We start from the raw sequence: 15,459 nt of genomic DNA, 5'->3' as shown, positions 1-15,459 counted from the left end.
CATTCTATCATGATTCGCTTAATCCTTCATAAGGAAGCTATTAGGCATCACCACAGCGACAACCTCGCCACGAGCGCAAAGCGTGTCGTTCGCGTACACTTCCGTTTCTACCTTCCATTTTTTCGGGTGAATCTCTTGAATCGTTCCAATCGCTTTTAATGGAATGCCATGTGGAGTCGGCTTAAGAAAATCCACGTGTAAGGAAGCTGTTACAAATCGAGGTGGCTCAGCATTGTCTCCGGGCTCATGACCATTTTTACGGTGCAGGGCCAATGCCGCCGAGCCTGTCCCATGACAATCAATGAGTGACGCAATCAAGCCACCGTAAACAAAACCAGGTAGAGCCAAATGCTCATCCCCCGGCGAATAAATGGTCACTGTCTGCTCTCCTTGCCAACCTGTGCGGAAGTGGTGGCCTTGCTCATTTAATCGACCACAACCATAGCACCATGCAAAATCATCCGGATAATCATCTTGAATCGCTTGCAGCACTTTTTCCACCTGAGTTCCTCCTCTATTCGTCGAAATTATCTATCAATAAAAGATGCCTACTTCCTTTTTATCATATTTTCTCAAAAATGGAACACCAAACATGAAATCTCAATTCATTACTCCGTCTTTTTTCGTTGTTTTCTCCAACGTTTGTATAAACCTAATCCGAGCAATATCATCACGACAAGCGGTGCGAACTCAGGAAAAGCAAACAAGGAAATCATCGCATCTCCGTACACCACCAGGTCAAAGAGGCCGATAACGAATAATGTAAGGATTAGATTCTGGAATTTATGATAAAAGATCACAATTCTAGTAATGCACGCGTTCAAGATATTCATGATATCCCTCCTAGCTGGTAATACGAAGAAGGAAGAAATTAGGTTCAAAAAATTAAAAGAACTGGCCGCCGAAAAGACCAGTTCCTTTCTTCGTGTATTTCGTCCAATTACTTCATTTCTTCAATGTCCTGTAAAACCAGCTGCTCTCCCTCGGTGTAATGGAACGAAACACGGGTTTTGGACTTCAATTTCTCCACCATTTGTTTGGATACCTCGTTCAGTCGAAATGCCTTGGGCTCGCCGTTGACGATGATTTCTACAGAGTTCCCGTCGATCATACCGGTGTATTCCCCGGTACCTTCTTTCACCACAAGTTTAGGGGAACCACTTGACTTGGTTGGAGTAGCAGGAGTCGTAGAAGGTTGACCAGTAGTCTGCGCAGGTGCTTGAACCCCAGAACTTCCCTCTTGTTGGACAGGTTGTGATGCCAGGGACGCCTGGCTTTGATCGGCCGGAGCTGGTCCTGCTTGCTGATCAGAACAGCCCGTCACCAAGAATACTGCTGCTGCTAGTGGAACTAGAGTGGAAGCGAATTTTTTCATTGTCATGATCACCTCGCTACTAAGACGAACGGATTTCCGAAACGTTTCCTCAATTATCCAACTCATCATTTGTACAATGACGAAGATGAATGGAATAAAAAAGGAGAGGGAAAATCTTAAGTAGAAGAGGAAAGTAATCTTGTATCATATGTATGGCCTTGTACTCACTCAGTTCTTTTTTCGTTTTCTTAGTAAAAAGGTCTTGCATTCAAACATGGTGGAGGAATAAATGGAAGTTTTACTTTACATCAGAACCAGCTAAGCTATTACTAGATCATCTGAAATGTGTGGGTTTCACATGTAATAATACATAGGAGTGAAAAGGATTGTTTCAGTTAAACAAAGGAGATCAAATAGGAATTTTTTCACCATCATTGCCAGGTACATATACATCGCCTACTAGATTCGAACGCTCCAAACAGTTTATGAAAAGTAAAGGATTTGATATCGTTGATGGAAGTCTTACTGGAAAACATGACGGGTATCGATCTGGAAATATAAAGGATCGTGTTCAAGAGTTGAACCAACTCATTCGAAGTCCAAAAATAAAGTGTATTATGTCGTCTGTTGGAGGAAGCAATTCAAATTCGTTACTTCCTTATTTAGATTACGAAGCAATAAAAAAACACCCTAAAATTTTTGTTGGATATTCAGATGTTACAGCAATTTTGTTAGGTATTTATGCTATAACAGGTGTTAAAACATTTTATGGACCTTCCTTGATTTCGTCATTAGGAGAATTTCCTCCGTATGTGAATGACACATTTTCATCATTTGAGGATGTACTCATAAAAAGTGAAGCGCTTCCATATGAGTATCCGCTATATCCCTTTTGGACAGATGAGCAATTAGATTGGCAGACACAAAATCTCTCCAAGAAAAGTTATCCTAATGAATGGGTTTGTGTAAAAGAAGGTGTGGTCACAGGTCGGCTAATAGCTGGGAATTTAATGACAATGTTAAGTATATGGGGAAGTCCTTATATGCCTGTTATTCATAAGGGGGATATTTTAATGATTGAAGACTGTAAAAAAACAGCAGCAATCGTTGAAAAGCATTTTAGTTTCCTAAAAATAAACGGTGTATTCGACAAGGTTAGTGGTGTAATCTTAGGAAAGCATGAACAGTTTGATGATCAAGGAACAGGGCTAACACCATATGATATTTTACTCGAAGTAATCGGGGACACTGACATTCCAATCTTAGCGGATTTTGATTGCTGTCATACTCACCCTATTGTAACAATGCCGATTGGAGCAATTATCGAATTAAATGCAACACAGAAAATAGTTCGGATTTTGGAGTTGTAATAAAATTCCACTTAAATTATCGGGTAGCATTAGTAGAAGCAAGAGCAAAAAAGCCTGTATCGTAGATTACCAAGTAATCATTGATACAGGCTTTTTCTGTCGATAGCTCTTATATATATTTTAAAAATATCCCTCTCTACTCTTACATCTCGTCGTTTTCAAGCTCAGAGATCAATGTCTCGAAAGTCGCCTCAACTTGCTCCCACTCTTCATCATCTTCAATTGGTTGAAGGGTGTCAGTTCCATCGTATTTCAGGAAGTGAACCTCATACTCTTCTTCTTCCTCTTGATCGACTGGAACAAGTACCAGGTAGGAACGATCTTCAATATCGAAAATGTACATGATACGGAAATCACTGGTATTTCCGTCTCCATCCTCGGATAACGCAATTACTTCTCCAACTTCAAACTCATTCGCCATTTCTTCGCTCATTTATCCATTCACCTCGACTTGGCGTCCAAAAATCCTTGCAGGATGAAGGTCGCCGCCATTTTATCTATTACTTTTTTGCGCTTTTGTCTGCTTACATCCGCAGCAATCAGCATCTTCTCCGCTGCCATGGTGGTTAAACGCTCATCCCACATGTGAATCGGAAGTGAGGTCGTCTCCTCCAATTCGGCGGCAAACGCCTGGCAAATCTCACCGCGCGGGCCAATTGTGCCATTCATGTTTTTGGGGAGACCGACAACGATCTCCTCCACATTATATTGCCCAATAATTTCTTGTAGCCTTGCAAAATCTTTTACCTTGGACTGCCGTCTAATCGTTTCCACACCTTGAGCGGTCCAGCCCATCTCGTCGCTGACAGCCACTCCGATGGTCCGATCGCCGACATCCAAACCTAATATTCGCATGGGTTGCTCCTTATGACGAACGGTTAGTGGAGAGGTACACTTTTACCAATTCCTCGATTACGCGATCCCGCTCCAGCTTACCAATCAGACTACGTGCGTTGTTGTGGCGTGGAATGAAGGCAGGATCTCCAGAAAGCAGATACCCTACAATTTGCGTTATGGGATTGTACCCCTTTTCTTGAAGGGCCTGATAGACGATGGTCAACGTTTCCCTTACTTCCGCTTCGTTTGTCTCATTAGGTACCGTGTACTTCATGGTATTGTCCATGGAATTCATTACCAACACCTCAGTTATCAGAGATTCTATCGTATGTCTAGCTACATATTCGCCTTTTTTATCAGAAATCCTTGTCGAATGGAATCTCTTTAGCAAAGATTATTTTACTGAAGCCTGATTCTCGATGAGACCGTACACAGACTCAAGGGCACCAGCCAGTTTTGCCGGCTCTTTTCCGCCTGCCTGAGCCATATCAGGACGACCGCCGCCGCCACCGCCGCAACGGGTAGCTACTTCTTTAATCAGCTTGCCAGCGTGGTAACCTTGATCCATCAAGTCTTTGGTAACCCCAGTCACAAGGTTCACTTTATCGCCATCTACGGCACCTAATACAATGACTGCAGAACCCAGTTGATTTTTCAGTTCATCGACCATACCGCGAAGGTTATCCATATCGGTAGCGGAAACTTGAGCCGCCAATACTTGGATACCGCCTACTTCTTTTACTTTGTCCTTCAGAGAAGTGGCTTCGATGTTGCCAAGCTTCGCGCGCAAGGATTCGTTCTCGCGTTGCACTTCTTTTATTTGATGCTGCAGGGCTTCTACACGTGCAGGGGTTTCATGAAGCTGCGGAGATTTCACCGTATTAGCTACTTCTCGCAGTGTAGACAGCTGTTGATTCAGGTATTGGAATGCTCCGCGTCCCGTTACCGCTTCAATACGGCGAGTTCCGGCACCGATTCCGCTCTCGCTCACGATTTTGAACAGACCGATTTCAGCTGTGTTGTTGACGTGGCAACCACCGCAAAGCTCAAGGCTGTAATCGCCTACTTGAACGACGCGAACGATGTCCCCGTATTTTTCACCGAAGAGTGCCATTGCTCCCAACGCTTTGGCTTCAGCGATTGGTTTGTTGGTAATGTTCACGATGATATTCGCCCAAACCTTCTCATTCACAATGCGCTCAATTCTCTCCAGTTCTTCTGGTTCGATGGAGCTGATATGAGTGAAGTCAAAGCGCAGACGATCAGGTGACACAAGTGAACCCGCTTGGTTAACGTGAGTTCCCAACACATCTTTCAAGGCTTGGTGAAGCAAGTGGGTAGCCGTATGATTCTTAATCGTAGCCATACGACCTTCACGGTTCACTTCTGCGCGGATTTCTTCTCCATTGTGGAGTACGCCCGCTTCGATTACGACGGTGAGCACGTGTTGTCCCATTGGTCCTTTTTGCACGTCAGTCACGCGCCCTTTTACGGTATCGGAAGTAAGAAGACCCTCGTCATTGATCTGTCCGCCGCTCTCCGCATAGAACGGAGTAGTTTCCAGAATGACTTGACATTGCTGTCCTTCTTGCACTTCCTCGACCAATTGATTGTCGTGAATCAAAGCGACAACCTTGGTAGTTACTACCAATTCAGTATACCCAACAAACTCACTCTTAACCGTCAATTCTCCCAATGGCCCACCTTGTGTATGCATGCTGTCCACATCTTGACGAGCGGCGCGAGCGCGTTCACGTTGTTCTTCCATCGCTTGCTCAAAACCATCGCGGTCTACAGAGATGCCATGCTCCATAGCGAAGTCTTCTGTCAGGTCAACCGGGAAGCCATAGGTATCGTACAGCTTGAAGGTGTTTGCGCCAGAGATTTGCGTTTCTCCTTTTGCCTTCGCTTCTTTGACCATCTCTTCCAAAATAACCAAGCCATCATGCAGGGTTTCATGGAAGCGTTCTTCTTCCGCGCGGATTACTTTTTCAATGAATGCGCGTTTTTCCACGATTTCTGGGTAGTAAGCACCCATCATGCTGCCTACTTTTTCAATAAGACTATACAAGAACGGCTTCTCTACGCCTAGCAATTTGCCCATGCGTACAGCGCGACGGAGCAAACGTCGAATGACGTAGCCACGACCTTCATTGGAAGGAAGAGCTCCATCTCCAATAGCGAATGCAACGGTACGAGCGTGGTCTGCAATTACTTTTAACGCCACGTCTTTTTCCGGATCTTCTTTATAGGTTACGCCTGCGATTTCACAGGTGCGCTCAATTAATGGGAAGAGCAAGTCCGTCTCGTAGTTGTTATCTACGTTTTGGATGACGGAAGCCATACGCTCGAGACCCATCCCGGTATCAATATTTTTCTTTGGCAGCGGCGTATAGGTATGGTCTGGATTGTGATTGAACTGGGAGAATACCAGGTTCCATACTTCGAGGTAACGTTCGTTCTCCCCGCCTGGATACAACTCGGGATCGTTCGGGTCGTTGCCGAAGCTCTCGCCGCGATCATAGAAAATCTCCGTGTTCGGACCGCTTGGGCCTTCTCCGATATCCCAGAAGTTGCCTTCCAAGCGGATAATACGCTCCTCAGGAATGCCGATTTTTTTATTCCACAGCTCAAACGCTTCTTCGTCCTCTGGATGAATCGTCACGGACAATTTCTCTGGATCAAAACCAATCCACTCCGGACTGGTCAAGAACTCCCATGCCCAAGTGATCGATTCTTCCTTGAAATAATCCCCGATCGAGAAGTTTCCCAGCATCTCGAAGAAAGTATGGTGGCGCGCTGTGCGGCCAACATTCTCGATATCATTGGTACGGATAGATTTTTGGGAGTTGGTAATACGCGGATTATCCGGTATAACTCGTCCATCAAAATACTTCTTCAATGGCGCCATCCCACAGTTGATCCACAGCAAGGAAGCGTCATCGTGCGGAACGAGCGGAGCGCTTGGCTCCACATGATGTCCTTTACTTTTAAAGAAATCCAGATACATTTGACGGATTTGATTTCCTGTCAGTTTCTTCATTATGGTCACCCTTTCTTACATATAAATAAAAAAAGCCCTCATCCCAATCAGGGACGAGAGCTGTTCTCGCGGTACCACCCTGCTTACAGCCATTCCATTCAATTGAACAGAAAACGACTGTCGCTTCGAGGACTTGTAACGGAGTCTACCCGCTGGTTTTTGCCCAGTCTTCGGAATAGCATTCGACTACTCTGCTTCTGGATGCCCTCTCAACCGTGGAGCACCCTCTCTGTAGAAGGGTTTTAGCCTACTCGTTCCTTCATCGATCAACCATATGGATTCATTGATCTTCATTATAGTGAAAAAAGTACCAGACTGTCAACTTTCATGCAGGATTAAGGAAATTCGTGTAATGAGTACCTTGCAGATCGCCAAAACCGGAACCGCGACAATCATCCCGATTATGCCGCCAAGCGTCTCGCCCACTAGCAAAGCGAAGATAATGAGCAGCGGATGCAAATGAAGAGATTTGCCGACGATGTGAGGCGATAAAATATTCCCTTCCAAAATCTGTATTACTAAATTTATAGCAGCCACAAACAAAACAGTTTTGGTCGAGATAGTCAAGGCAATAATCAGCGCGGGCAGGGCTCCGATTAAAGGACCAATAAACGGAATAATATTGGTAATGCAAATGAAAGAAGCCAGCACGAATGGATACGGCATGTCAATATACCAATACCCAAGATAGGCAAGCGCGCCAAGAATAAGTGAGACCACCATCTGCCCGTGTATGTATTTTCCTAACGAATCATGAATTTCTCTCATGGTATGAAGTGTTCCCCGACGGTATTTCTTGGGGATCAAAAGTATAGTCCCGCGTTGGATAACCTTCATATCCTTTAGCAGATAAAAGGCGATAAACGGAACTACGGCATACCCTAGCATTTTGCCGATCGTATCTTGGGCATTCGCAACAAAATCACTTACCGAATGAGACATCCGCTCTTTGGACTGAAGGATGACTCGATCTACTCCACTTTGAACGGTATCGGGTAAAAAATACTTGTTGGCTTCCCATTCACTCATCCACGAATGGTACCACCCCGTCAGTCTGGGCAAATCATCCGCAAGCTCAATCAATTGTTTGGTAAAGATGGGAATAGCGTTCACGATCGCGATCGTTATGATCAGAATGAATGAGGCATAAATCAAGAGTACCGCAACCAGGCGAGGAACTTTGCGGTTTTCCAGAAGGACAACCACTGGATGGAGCAAATAGGCAATGACTAAGCCGACCAGAAAAGGAACCGTCACTTCCTCAATAATCAACCAAATCTGTTTGACAAGCGGGCGTATCCACCACAGCAGGTTGATGATGAGCAAAATCAAAATACAGCTGATTGCCGCAGAAAAGAAAGGATGACGCTTAAACTCCATCCGTATGGCTCTCCCCTTTTGATCATGATCCTATGAGTAGAAAACTCGGAGATTGCCGAGCCGCCTTTATTAGAGTGGCACCAAAAAGCGAAACTATACGAAAGAAGCTGGCACCGCTTAAAATTAGGTGCCAGCAAGAATGTCAAATAGGTATTCCCTAACGAACAGCGCGGGCAAGATAACGCCCTACTTTCCATAAATCGCGACGAGAGATTGGCCATTGTCTAAGGAGCATCATACGGTTTCTGCGTTTTGGCATGAGCATATACCCGATTGCCGCAAGGATACCGCCGGTAATGATTTTCCCGAGTATTCCGCGTCCGAACAAGCCAACTCCTCCTTCAGTTTCATTAAATTTGGGTGTGGACGGTAGGTTCCTCTAAAAACAAATCATTGAGTGATTGCAGGGACCCGTCTTCTTCCACCTGATAAATCGAGGAAATCTGGTCGCCTGATAAACTCAACTCGACAAAGCAAGTCCAACAATAATATTGATTGGTTCCAATCTTGCCTATATCTTTTCCACTACAATTTGGGCATCTTACTTGCATGACGCCAGCCTCCTTGCATGCCTTACGCACGACACGATTTTTACGAAACGATGAGTCCTTTTTTCCCAATAATGAGCGTCGGGGTAATTGGCAAACGCTGCCGACCCTCGGTTATATCCACAATCCAGCCTTGGGATAATTCACATGCTACTAGCTTCTCCCAATTCACAGAAAAGTAAACATCTTCAACACTACCCAAAAGAACACCGTTTCGCGTAACAACCGGCTTGCCCTTCAGCTTGTTTAAGCCTGTAACGAAGCCAATCGTATCGTGTTTGCGGACCTCATGCATGGAGGTAATTGCGTCTTTGCTCTCAACGGCCAGGAAATCCTCCCCAACGGCATGAATTTTGTCGGAAGGAATATAAGTACCTGGTTGGAACCAGCCTCTGTCTCGAACAACGACACCCAACTTGCGCCATTCCATATCACAAAGAATGTCGTTGATCACCCCGATTTCTTCTCCAGTAACTAGAGAAATAATCGGCAGTCCCAAAACATCCATTGCTCTATGCATAGGGAACCCCCTTCCGCCTTCTTATTATTTGGTGAAGGGCCTATAGACATGCTGGGGAAACTGTGCCAATCAGCATCTATGTTTGACAAAGACGTTCTTTTAGGTAGGAATAGCGTACACCTTCATCGTGATGATCGACAGCTGTTCGAAACGCTTCAATTTCACCACATAGAATGAGGTAGGACTTGCTGCGCGTCACACCCGTATACAGAAGTTTACGCCGAAGCATGCGATGGTAATTTCGTACGAGGGGCATAATCACGATCGGAAATTCACTTCCCTGTGATTTATGGATGGAGCAGCAGTAGGCAAGCGTCAATTGATGATACTGAGACCGCTTATAAACCACTTCCCGTCCGTCAAACGAAACCACCAACATTTCTTCGTTTTGTTCGTTCTCGTTAGGATAAAATATTGCCACTACCTCGCCCATATCTCCGTTAAACACTTGTTCATCGATATTGTTAACCAGTTGCAATACTTTATCATGGGTTCGAAAAACTGTCTCACCGAAAGTCACTTCTCTAACCCGATCCAATTTGGGGTTAAATAGGGCCTGGAGCTCTTCATTTAGCTGATTCACTCCTGCGACACCCTTATACATGGGAGCCAGCACTTGAATTTGTTTGGCTGTATATCCTTTATTTACGGCTCCGATACAAATTTGTTTCACTACCGAAGCAATTTCTTGTGGCGAACTGATGAAAAATCTTCGATCATGCGCTGGAGTCAGCAAATCAGTCGGTACTTCTCCCTGTCGGATGTGATGGGCTAGACGAATGATCGAGGATTCTTCCGCTTGCCGATAAATTTCGTGAAGCTGTACCTGTGGAAGCAGATTGGAACTAATCAAATCTGCCAGAACGTTACCGGGACCGACAGATGGGAGCTGGTCTGGATCGCCTACCATGACAATCTGAATGTTGGATGGAAGCGCCCGAAATAGCTGATTGGCTAACCAGACGTCAACCATAGACATTTCGTCGATGATGACGAGCTTTCCGGTTACCGGATGGTCCTGATCATGCTCAAATCCGGTACCATTCCAACCTAGTAAACGGTGTATCGTCATGGCCGGAAGTCCTGTTGTCTCGGACATTCGTTTAGCTGCTCGGCCTGTAGGTGCTATCAAGAGAATGGGAAAAGGATTCTCGTGTGTTGAATATTTGTTCGGATCGAGTGATATGCCATGCAAATCAGCAAACACATGGCAGATCCCGCGAATGACGGTCGTTTTCCCTGTACCAGGCCCACCGGTTAGAAGCATAATTCCACTTTCAATCGCTTTCTCCACCGCTTCTCGCTGGGTAGGCGCATACGTAATCGCCAGTTCGTCCTCTACATGCCCAAGCGCCTGATAAAATTCAGAGGCAGGAAATGAAGGCAAATCAGAGCGTTCCACAAAAAAGCGCATCCTCTTCGCCAAGCCGATTTCCGCAAAAAACAGACTGGGCAGATAGACCCGATCCTCTTCCCAAACAATTCGTTGGTCCTCAAACATAAGCTGCAGGGTTTGCTGAATATCCTCTCGTGTGAAGACGTGTCCACCACACTCATGTAATAGACGAAGGGTCCTGTCACAAAGTTCCATTTCACTCAGAAAAACATGTCCTTCTCCATATCCGGATTCTTGCAAGACAAACAAGGCGCAAGCCCCGGCACGTTCTGGAGACGATGCTCCGATGCCGTTTGAACGGGCGATTTCATCCGCTTTTTTGAAGCCGATCCCTTGAATATCCTCAATCAGCTTATAGGGATTATCCGTAATCACGTCCATGGTCTCCGTCTTATAGGTCTGATAAATCCGCAGCGCAAGATGAACGCCAATACCGAATTCATAAAGAAAGACCATCGCCCTCTCTAATGAGCGATGTTCGAGTACAGACTGAAAGATCTGCCGGGCGCGTTCTTTTGATAATCCCGGGATTTCTTCCAGACGCTCCGGTTGTTCGGCAATGATGGTTAACGCGTCGACCCCCAAATATTCGACGATGCGCTTCGCTGTTTTTTTACCGATTCCGCTAAACAGTCCACTCGCCAAATATTTCTCTACGCCTGCTTTGGTTTTGGGTGTTTCCCGTTCATAGCGATCTACCACGTACTGAACGCCAAATTTGGCATGGTTTTTCCAGGTTCCATAAAAGGTGTACAATTCATCCGGATGCGGCCGTGGGAAGTGTCCAACGACAATGACTTCCGATTCCGAGTAATCCTCTGTGGTTTCTTCTATTTTTAAACGGATCACACCATACCAGTTCTCTTCATTGTAAAAAATCTCATGAAGGATGTGACCGCGAATCATTTTTTCTGAAAACAGCGGGAGTGCCTGCTGCATTGTATTCCCCACCCTTCTCAAAGCATTCAGAATGCCATTTTACCACACAACCATTCATTTGGCGTCTTCAGTAAAAAATCCACTTTTATTCAAAGTGGATGAAAAAACTTGCTAATATGCTTATTGAAGTTTGTTAAATTTTAAAGCGTTTCACCATTTCAGACAGTTGTTCCGCCATACGAGCCAATGTTTCTGAAGCTGCGCTTATTTCCTCAGAGGTTGCCGTCTGCTCTTCAGAAGCGGCCGCTACTTCTTGTGTATCGCTCGCGGCGATTGTGGCCAACTTGGCGATTTGATCCGCATTGGACACAATACTCTCGGTATCATTAGCGATGGTTTGAGCCGCTTGATTCATCTGTTCAATTTGGCTGCTTACATCATCTACAGACTTAAGGATTTGGCCAAATGATTTACCTGAGTTGGCTACTCCTCCACGTCCCAGTTGAACCGCTTCCGTCGTCTGTTCCATCGCATAAACCGCATGTTTGATTTCATCGTTAATACTGATGATCAGCTTGGTGATCTCATCAGCGGATTGACCCGATTGTTCAGCTAGTCGTCGAACCTCATGGGCGACAACAGCAAAGCTTTTGCCTTGTTCACCTGCGCGCGCGGCCTCAATAGCAGCGTTAAGAGCAAGCAAGTTCGTCTGTGCGCTCATCTCACGGATAATGGTGATGATTCCCATGATCGCTTCAGATTGCTCTCCAAGAGTACGGATGACCTTTTCTGTCGACTGAACCTTCGTTGTAATCTGATCCATCTCTTTCACAAGCTCACTTAAGGTTTTTTCACCTTCATGGGCAATTTGGTAGGCGAGCTGGGAGTCATCGGTGATTCGCTTCGCATAAGAAGCAATCTCATGAATATCATGTCCAATTCGATGTATGGAAGTTGTCGTTTCGCCAACGGTTTCACTTTGTTTCTCGGAGCCTGTAGCAATCTCGGTAGCCGCTATCGAAATTTGCTCAGACGCTCTTGCACTCTCCATAGAACTTGCAGTTAACTCTTGAGATGAGCTCGCCACTTGTTCGGACACGTTTTGAACCTCATTCAACATTCTGCGGAATACATCCATCATCTCATTATACATCCCAGCTAGCTGGCCGAACTCATCTCTACGATCCAATACGACCCGTTCCGTCAGATCGCCTGTCTCCGCTTTTTTCATGGCCCCAACGATACGTTTCAGTGGTACCAGAATCATATAAACAATAAACACTCCGATTAGCACGGCCACAAAGCAAGAGATTATAGAAATAATCATAATCATCAATTTACTTTTCGCAAAAGGAGCCAAGAGATCGCTTTGATAGCTTCCAATTCCCAAAATCCAGCCGTTCGGCAGTTCTTCAAAAGCCGTAACCTTGTCTTTTCCTTGGAACTCATATTCTACGTACCCTTGCTTTTCCTTTAGCATTTGTTGAATATAGGCTTCCTTCGAAAAATCAGTCCCAATCACGTCTTGTTTGGGATGGTAGATCATAGTCCCTTTACTGTCAATAATGTAGGCATAGCCTTGCTGTCCGTGTGGTTTGTAATACTTTTCCGCCACATCATTCGTAATCTTGAGAATTTGCTCTCGATCCGAAGAACTAGGGTCGGTTTGTTCGGTGTAATGTTGAAGTTCTTTTCCAACCAGATAAGTCACATACTTCAGATCATTAATTGTCAAATCGTAAACAGCCTGCTCCGAATAGCGATACTGTAAAAATCCGGCGGTAAGAATTGGGACAAGGGTAATAATCAGAACGGTCACAATAAATTTAAACTTGATCGACGATAACTTTGGTACTGTTTGCACTATATATTCCCCCTAAAACAAACTCATACTTCCCATCTTGATAGCTCTACAAGCTTACATACTTATAAATTTAATTAGGCCAGAATAGCAATATAGTAGCATTAATACCTTGTAAACGTATACATTCTATTGATAAGAAATGGTAATTTTTTTAATTATATTGTCAAAAAATGTTCACAAATAGAAGAAAAGACTTCATCTGAGGGGGGCAAGCGGACGAAGTCTTTTCTTGGTGGGCTTACGCAAATAGAAGGAATGCCTAATCACTTTACCTTTGTAAAGCAATTAAACATTCCGATATTAAAATAAACAAGGGAGTGTCCATCGAACACTCCCTCTTTCCCGATATCTTTTCGTTCATTACTTGCAAATCCTTTTCACAATCGAAACGATTTTGCGGGCAGCTTCTTGCACTTGTTCGATAGAATTGGCAAGTCCAAAACTGAAACGAATCGCTGAATGCGTGCGCGCATCGCCAAGGTGCATGGCTACCAACACATGGGATAGTTCCAAAGAGCCAGATGTGCAGGCTGAGCCACTTGAAGCAGCAATTCCCTCCAGATCGAGATTCATCAGCATGGTCTCCGTGTCAATCCCTACGAAACTTACATTCAAGATGTGTGGCAAGAATTTCTCGGGATGACCATTAACCTCGAAGGCTATTCCAGCGTCCTGCCAAATGCTTAACATGGCGTCACGCATCGCCTGGTACTTCTTCCGATTGTTCTCCAACTCTTCTGCTGCAATGAAAACAGCCTCAGCAAAGCCAACAGCGCCAGCTACGTTCTCCGTCCCCGCGCGCCGCTTTCGTTCTTGAGAACCCCCGAACTGATGTGGGCTTAGCTTTACATGTTTGGCCGCATACAAGGCGCCTACGCCTTTAGGACCATTAATTTTATGGGCGGTAACAGAAAGCAGGTCAACGGGCAGCTCCTGGACGTTGATGCTCTCCACGCCAAAGGCCTGAACGGCATCGGTATGAAAGTAGCTTCCCTTCGCGCGAACAAGCTCCCCAATAGCGTGAATCGGCTGAACCGTTCCCACTTCGTTATTTCCGTACATGATGGAGACAAGAATGGTATCTTGACGAATCGTTTTCTCGAGCTCCTCAAGAGAAATCATTCCTGTCGTATCAACTGGCAAGTACGTTACCTCAAAGCCCATCTGTTCTAGCTGCTCGCAAGCATGCAAGACAGCGTGATGCTCAATTTGGGTTGTGATAATATGGCGACCACGGTGCTGATTGGCCATGGCCACTCCGAAAATGGCCAAATTATCCGCTTCTGTACCGCCGCTTGTAAATATCAGTTCCCCTGGATTTGCCCCTAATTGCTTAGCAATGAGGTCCCGAGCTTTCTCCAGCTTCTGTCTGGCGATTCGTCCGAAGCCGTGCGTACTGGAAGGATTACCAAATGTCTCGGACATCGCCGCATTCATAACCTCCATCACACGCGGATGCATGGGCGTAGTAGAAGCATGATCAAGATAGATTAAGTTTGTCATTTCATCTCACCTATTCATCTCAGCCTTCGAGAATGAAAGCTTGTTCTCCCATCTCACTTATATGTAGAACATGTAGCTATCGGTCTGATCGTCATCCTGATGGCTGATTAAATCCTTCAATGTAGTTGAGTCCAGCACTGCTGAGATAGCGTCGCGAATGCGCAGCCATAAATAACGCTTGGCCGGATCTTCTTCCTCGGCGAACTCAACTGGGCTGATCGGCCCTTCGAGAACGCGAATCACATCACCAGAAGTAATTTCCTCCGGAGCTTTGGATAGCACATAGCCACCATAGGCACCGCGAATACTTTTGACAAGACCGGCATTACGCAACGGTGCGATTAGCTGTTCCAGATAGTGCTCAGACAAATCGTGACGCTGGGCGATGCTTTTTAGAGAAACTGGGCCATCTCCAAAGCGGTTGGACAGCTCCATCATAATCGTGAGGCCGTAACGGCCTTTGGTAGAAATCTTCAATGTTCAGCTCTCCTCTTACATTTGCCATTATCTCCACATAAACGGGAACATATTTTTTATGAATCATACGATCACTCACTGGAGCGATTAGGTAGACATGAGTTGGCTCGATTCGGTTTATCCTACTGTACTAGGAGGTGTTGAAAATGCCAACGAATAAACGTTCGGAGCGTGGTCGCAATCATCCGTCTGAACTGCTGTATGAAGTTCCTGCGGGGACCGTCGCTCACAAAGCTCGCTTTGGGGCGAGTGAAGTCAGCAAACAACCCAATATTAACGGCGACCTCCCGAATAAACCAGGTGGAGACGCACGCACGTAGTCATTTC

The 15,459-nt window shown here is 45.4% G+C and carries 17 protein-coding genes; 2 read left to right on the top strand and 15 right to left on the bottom strand.

All coding sequences use genetic code 11. The features are described 5' to 3' along the window. Positions 1–18: 18 nt before the first annotated feature. From ACQCN2_RS02715 to ACQCN2_RS02705, 3 genes are all read right to left on the bottom strand, one after another. Positions 19–501 carry a PaaI family thioesterase gene (locus ACQCN2_RS02715; protein WP_426927346.1) on the bottom strand — a complete coding sequence of 161 codons (483 nt, stop codon included), beginning with the start codon at positions 499–501 and terminating at the stop codon, positions 19–21. Positions 502–608: 107 nt separating this feature from the next. After that, a complete protein-coding gene (locus ACQCN2_RS02710; RefSeq protein WP_426927345.1) occupies positions 609–833 on the bottom strand; it encodes a hypothetical protein in 225 nt (74 codons plus the stop codon). A 107-nt stretch (positions 834–940) separates the two neighbouring features. Then, positions 941–1,375, bottom strand: a complete 435-nt coding sequence (locus ACQCN2_RS02705) for a hypothetical protein (protein WP_426927344.1) — start codon at positions 1,373–1,375, stop codon at positions 941–943. Between the two features lie 326 nt (positions 1,376–1,701). Here ACQCN2_RS02705 and ACQCN2_RS02700 point away from each other — a divergent pair, with 326 nt between their 5' ends. Then, positions 1,702–2,685 (top strand): S66 family peptidase, encoded by a 984-nt coding sequence (locus tag ACQCN2_RS02700; RefSeq protein WP_426927343.1) that lies wholly within the window; start codon positions 1,702–1,704, stop codon positions 2,683–2,685. A gap of 142 nt (positions 2,686–2,827) precedes the next feature. Here ACQCN2_RS02700 and ACQCN2_RS02695 read toward each other — a convergent pair whose 3' ends face one another. The 12 genes from ACQCN2_RS02695 to cymR form a co-directional block, all read right to left on the bottom strand. Then, positions 2,828–3,118, bottom strand: a complete 291-nt coding sequence (locus tag ACQCN2_RS02695) for a DUF1292 domain-containing protein (RefSeq protein WP_426927342.1) — start codon at positions 3,116–3,118, stop codon at positions 2,828–2,830. Positions 3,119–3,126: 8 nt separating this feature from the next. Further along, positions 3,127–3,540: a Holliday junction resolvase RuvX gene (ruvX, locus tag ACQCN2_RS02690; protein WP_426927341.1), complete on the bottom strand. Its 414-nt coding sequence runs from the start codon at positions 3,538–3,540 to the stop codon at positions 3,127–3,129. Positions 3,541–3,550: 10 nt separating this feature from the next. Beyond that, positions 3,551–3,817 carry an IreB family regulatory phosphoprotein gene (locus tag ACQCN2_RS02685; RefSeq protein ID WP_426927340.1) on the bottom strand — a complete coding sequence of 89 codons (267 nt, stop codon included), beginning with the start codon at positions 3,815–3,817 and terminating at the stop codon, positions 3,551–3,553. Positions 3,818–3,916: 99 nt separating this feature from the next. Next, a complete protein-coding gene (alaS, locus tag ACQCN2_RS02680; RefSeq protein WP_426927339.1) occupies positions 3,917–6,565 on the bottom strand; it encodes an alanine--tRNA ligase in 2,649 nt (882 codons plus the stop codon). Between the two features lie 318 nt (positions 6,566–6,883). Beyond that, positions 6,884–7,945 carry an AI-2E family transporter gene (locus ACQCN2_RS02675; protein ID WP_426927338.1) on the bottom strand — a complete coding sequence of 354 codons (1,062 nt, stop codon included), beginning with the start codon at positions 7,943–7,945 and terminating at the stop codon, positions 6,884–6,886. A gap of 157 nt (positions 7,946–8,102) precedes the next feature. Next, positions 8,103–8,273, bottom strand: coding sequence for a hypothetical protein (locus ACQCN2_RS02670; RefSeq protein ID WP_426927337.1), 171 nt, complete (start codon positions 8,271–8,273; stop codon positions 8,103–8,105). 22 nt (positions 8,274–8,295) lie between these two features. Beyond that, positions 8,296–8,496, bottom strand: a complete 201-nt coding sequence (locus tag ACQCN2_RS02665; RefSeq protein ID WP_426927336.1) for a hypothetical protein — start codon at positions 8,494–8,496, stop codon at positions 8,296–8,298. 40 nt (positions 8,497–8,536) lie between these two features. Then, complete coding sequence (locus tag ACQCN2_RS02660) at positions 8,537–9,013, bottom strand: PRC-barrel domain-containing protein (RefSeq protein ID WP_426927335.1); 477 nt, start codon at positions 9,011–9,013, stop codon at positions 8,537–8,539. Between the two features lie 76 nt (positions 9,014–9,089). Next, on the bottom strand, positions 9,090–11,348 hold the full coding sequence (recD2, locus tag ACQCN2_RS02655; protein ID WP_426927334.1) for an SF1B family DNA helicase RecD2: 2,259 nt from the start codon (positions 11,346–11,348) through the stop codon (positions 9,090–9,092). Positions 11,349–11,481: 133 nt separating this feature from the next. After that, positions 11,482–13,152 carry a methyl-accepting chemotaxis protein gene (locus ACQCN2_RS02650; protein ID WP_426927333.1) on the bottom strand — a complete coding sequence of 557 codons (1,671 nt, stop codon included), beginning with the start codon at positions 13,150–13,152 and terminating at the stop codon, positions 11,482–11,484. A 360-nt stretch (positions 13,153–13,512) separates the two neighbouring features. After that, complete coding sequence (locus ACQCN2_RS02645; RefSeq protein ID WP_426927332.1) at positions 13,513–14,655, bottom strand: cysteine desulfurase family protein; 1,143 nt, start codon at positions 14,653–14,655, stop codon at positions 13,513–13,515. Between the two features lie 57 nt (positions 14,656–14,712). After that, complete coding sequence (gene cymR, locus ACQCN2_RS02640) at positions 14,713–15,132, bottom strand: cysteine metabolism transcriptional regulator CymR (protein ID WP_426927331.1); 420 nt, start codon at positions 15,130–15,132, stop codon at positions 14,713–14,715. A gap of 146 nt (positions 15,133–15,278) precedes the next feature. On the opposite strand from cymR, the gene ACQCN2_RS02635 reads away from it, so the two are divergent. Then, a complete protein-coding gene (locus ACQCN2_RS02635) occupies positions 15,279–15,452 on the top strand; it encodes a hypothetical protein (protein WP_426927330.1) in 174 nt (57 codons plus the stop codon). Positions 15,453–15,459: the final 7 nt, after the last annotated feature.

The organism is Brevibacillus ginsengisoli, assembly GCF_050113715.1.
GTDB classification, from domain to species: domain Bacteria; phylum Bacillota; class Bacilli; order Brevibacillales; family Brevibacillaceae; genus Brevibacillus_H; species Brevibacillus_H ginsengisoli.
Note: the sequence above shows the minus strand (reverse complement) of the source record. Positions and strands in the feature narration are given on the sequence as shown.

Excerpts from the sequence above, each read along its gene's own strand:
- ACQCN2_RS02660 (WP_426927335.1), bottom strand. The coding sequence starts at position 9,013 with ATGCATAGAGCAATGGATGTTTTGGGACTGCCGATTATTTCTCTAGTT.
- ACQCN2_RS02645 (WP_426927332.1), bottom strand. The coding sequence starts at position 14,655 with ATGACAAACTTAATCTATCTTGATCATGCTTCTACTACGCCCATGCAT.
- ACQCN2_RS02695 (WP_426927342.1), bottom strand. The coding sequence starts at position 3,118 with ATGAGCGAAGAAATGGCGAATGAGTTTGAAGTTGGAGAAGTAATTGCG.
- ACQCN2_RS02675 (WP_426927338.1), bottom strand. The coding sequence starts at position 7,945 with ATGGAGTTTAAGCGTCATCCTTTCTTTTCTGCGGCAATCAGCTGTATT.
- recD2 (WP_426927334.1), bottom strand. The coding sequence starts at position 11,348 with ATGCAGCAGGCACTCCCGCTGTTTTCAGAAAAAATGATTCGCGGTCAC.
- ACQCN2_RS02710 (WP_426927345.1), bottom strand. The coding sequence starts at position 833 with ATGAATATCTTGAACGCGTGCATTACTAGAATTGTGATCTTTTATCAT.
- alaS (WP_426927339.1), bottom strand. The coding sequence starts at position 6,565 with ATGAAGAAACTGACAGGAAATCAAATCCGTCAAATGTATCTGGATTTC.
- ruvX (WP_426927341.1), bottom strand. The coding sequence starts at position 3,540 with ATGCGAATATTAGGTTTGGATGTCGGCGATCGGACCATCGGAGTGGCT.
- ACQCN2_RS02635 (WP_426927330.1), top strand. The coding sequence starts at position 15,279 with ATGCCAACGAATAAACGTTCGGAGCGTGGTCGCAATCATCCGTCTGAA.
- ACQCN2_RS02665 (WP_426927336.1), bottom strand. The coding sequence starts at position 8,496 with ATGCAAGTAAGATGCCCAAATTGTAGTGGAAAAGATATAGGCAAGATT.
- ACQCN2_RS02685 (WP_426927340.1), bottom strand. The coding sequence starts at position 3,817 with ATGAATTCCATGGACAATACCATGAAGTACACGGTACCTAATGAGACA.
- ACQCN2_RS02705 (WP_426927344.1), bottom strand. The coding sequence starts at position 1,375 with ATGAAAAAATTCGCTTCCACTCTAGTTCCACTAGCAGCAGCAGTATTC.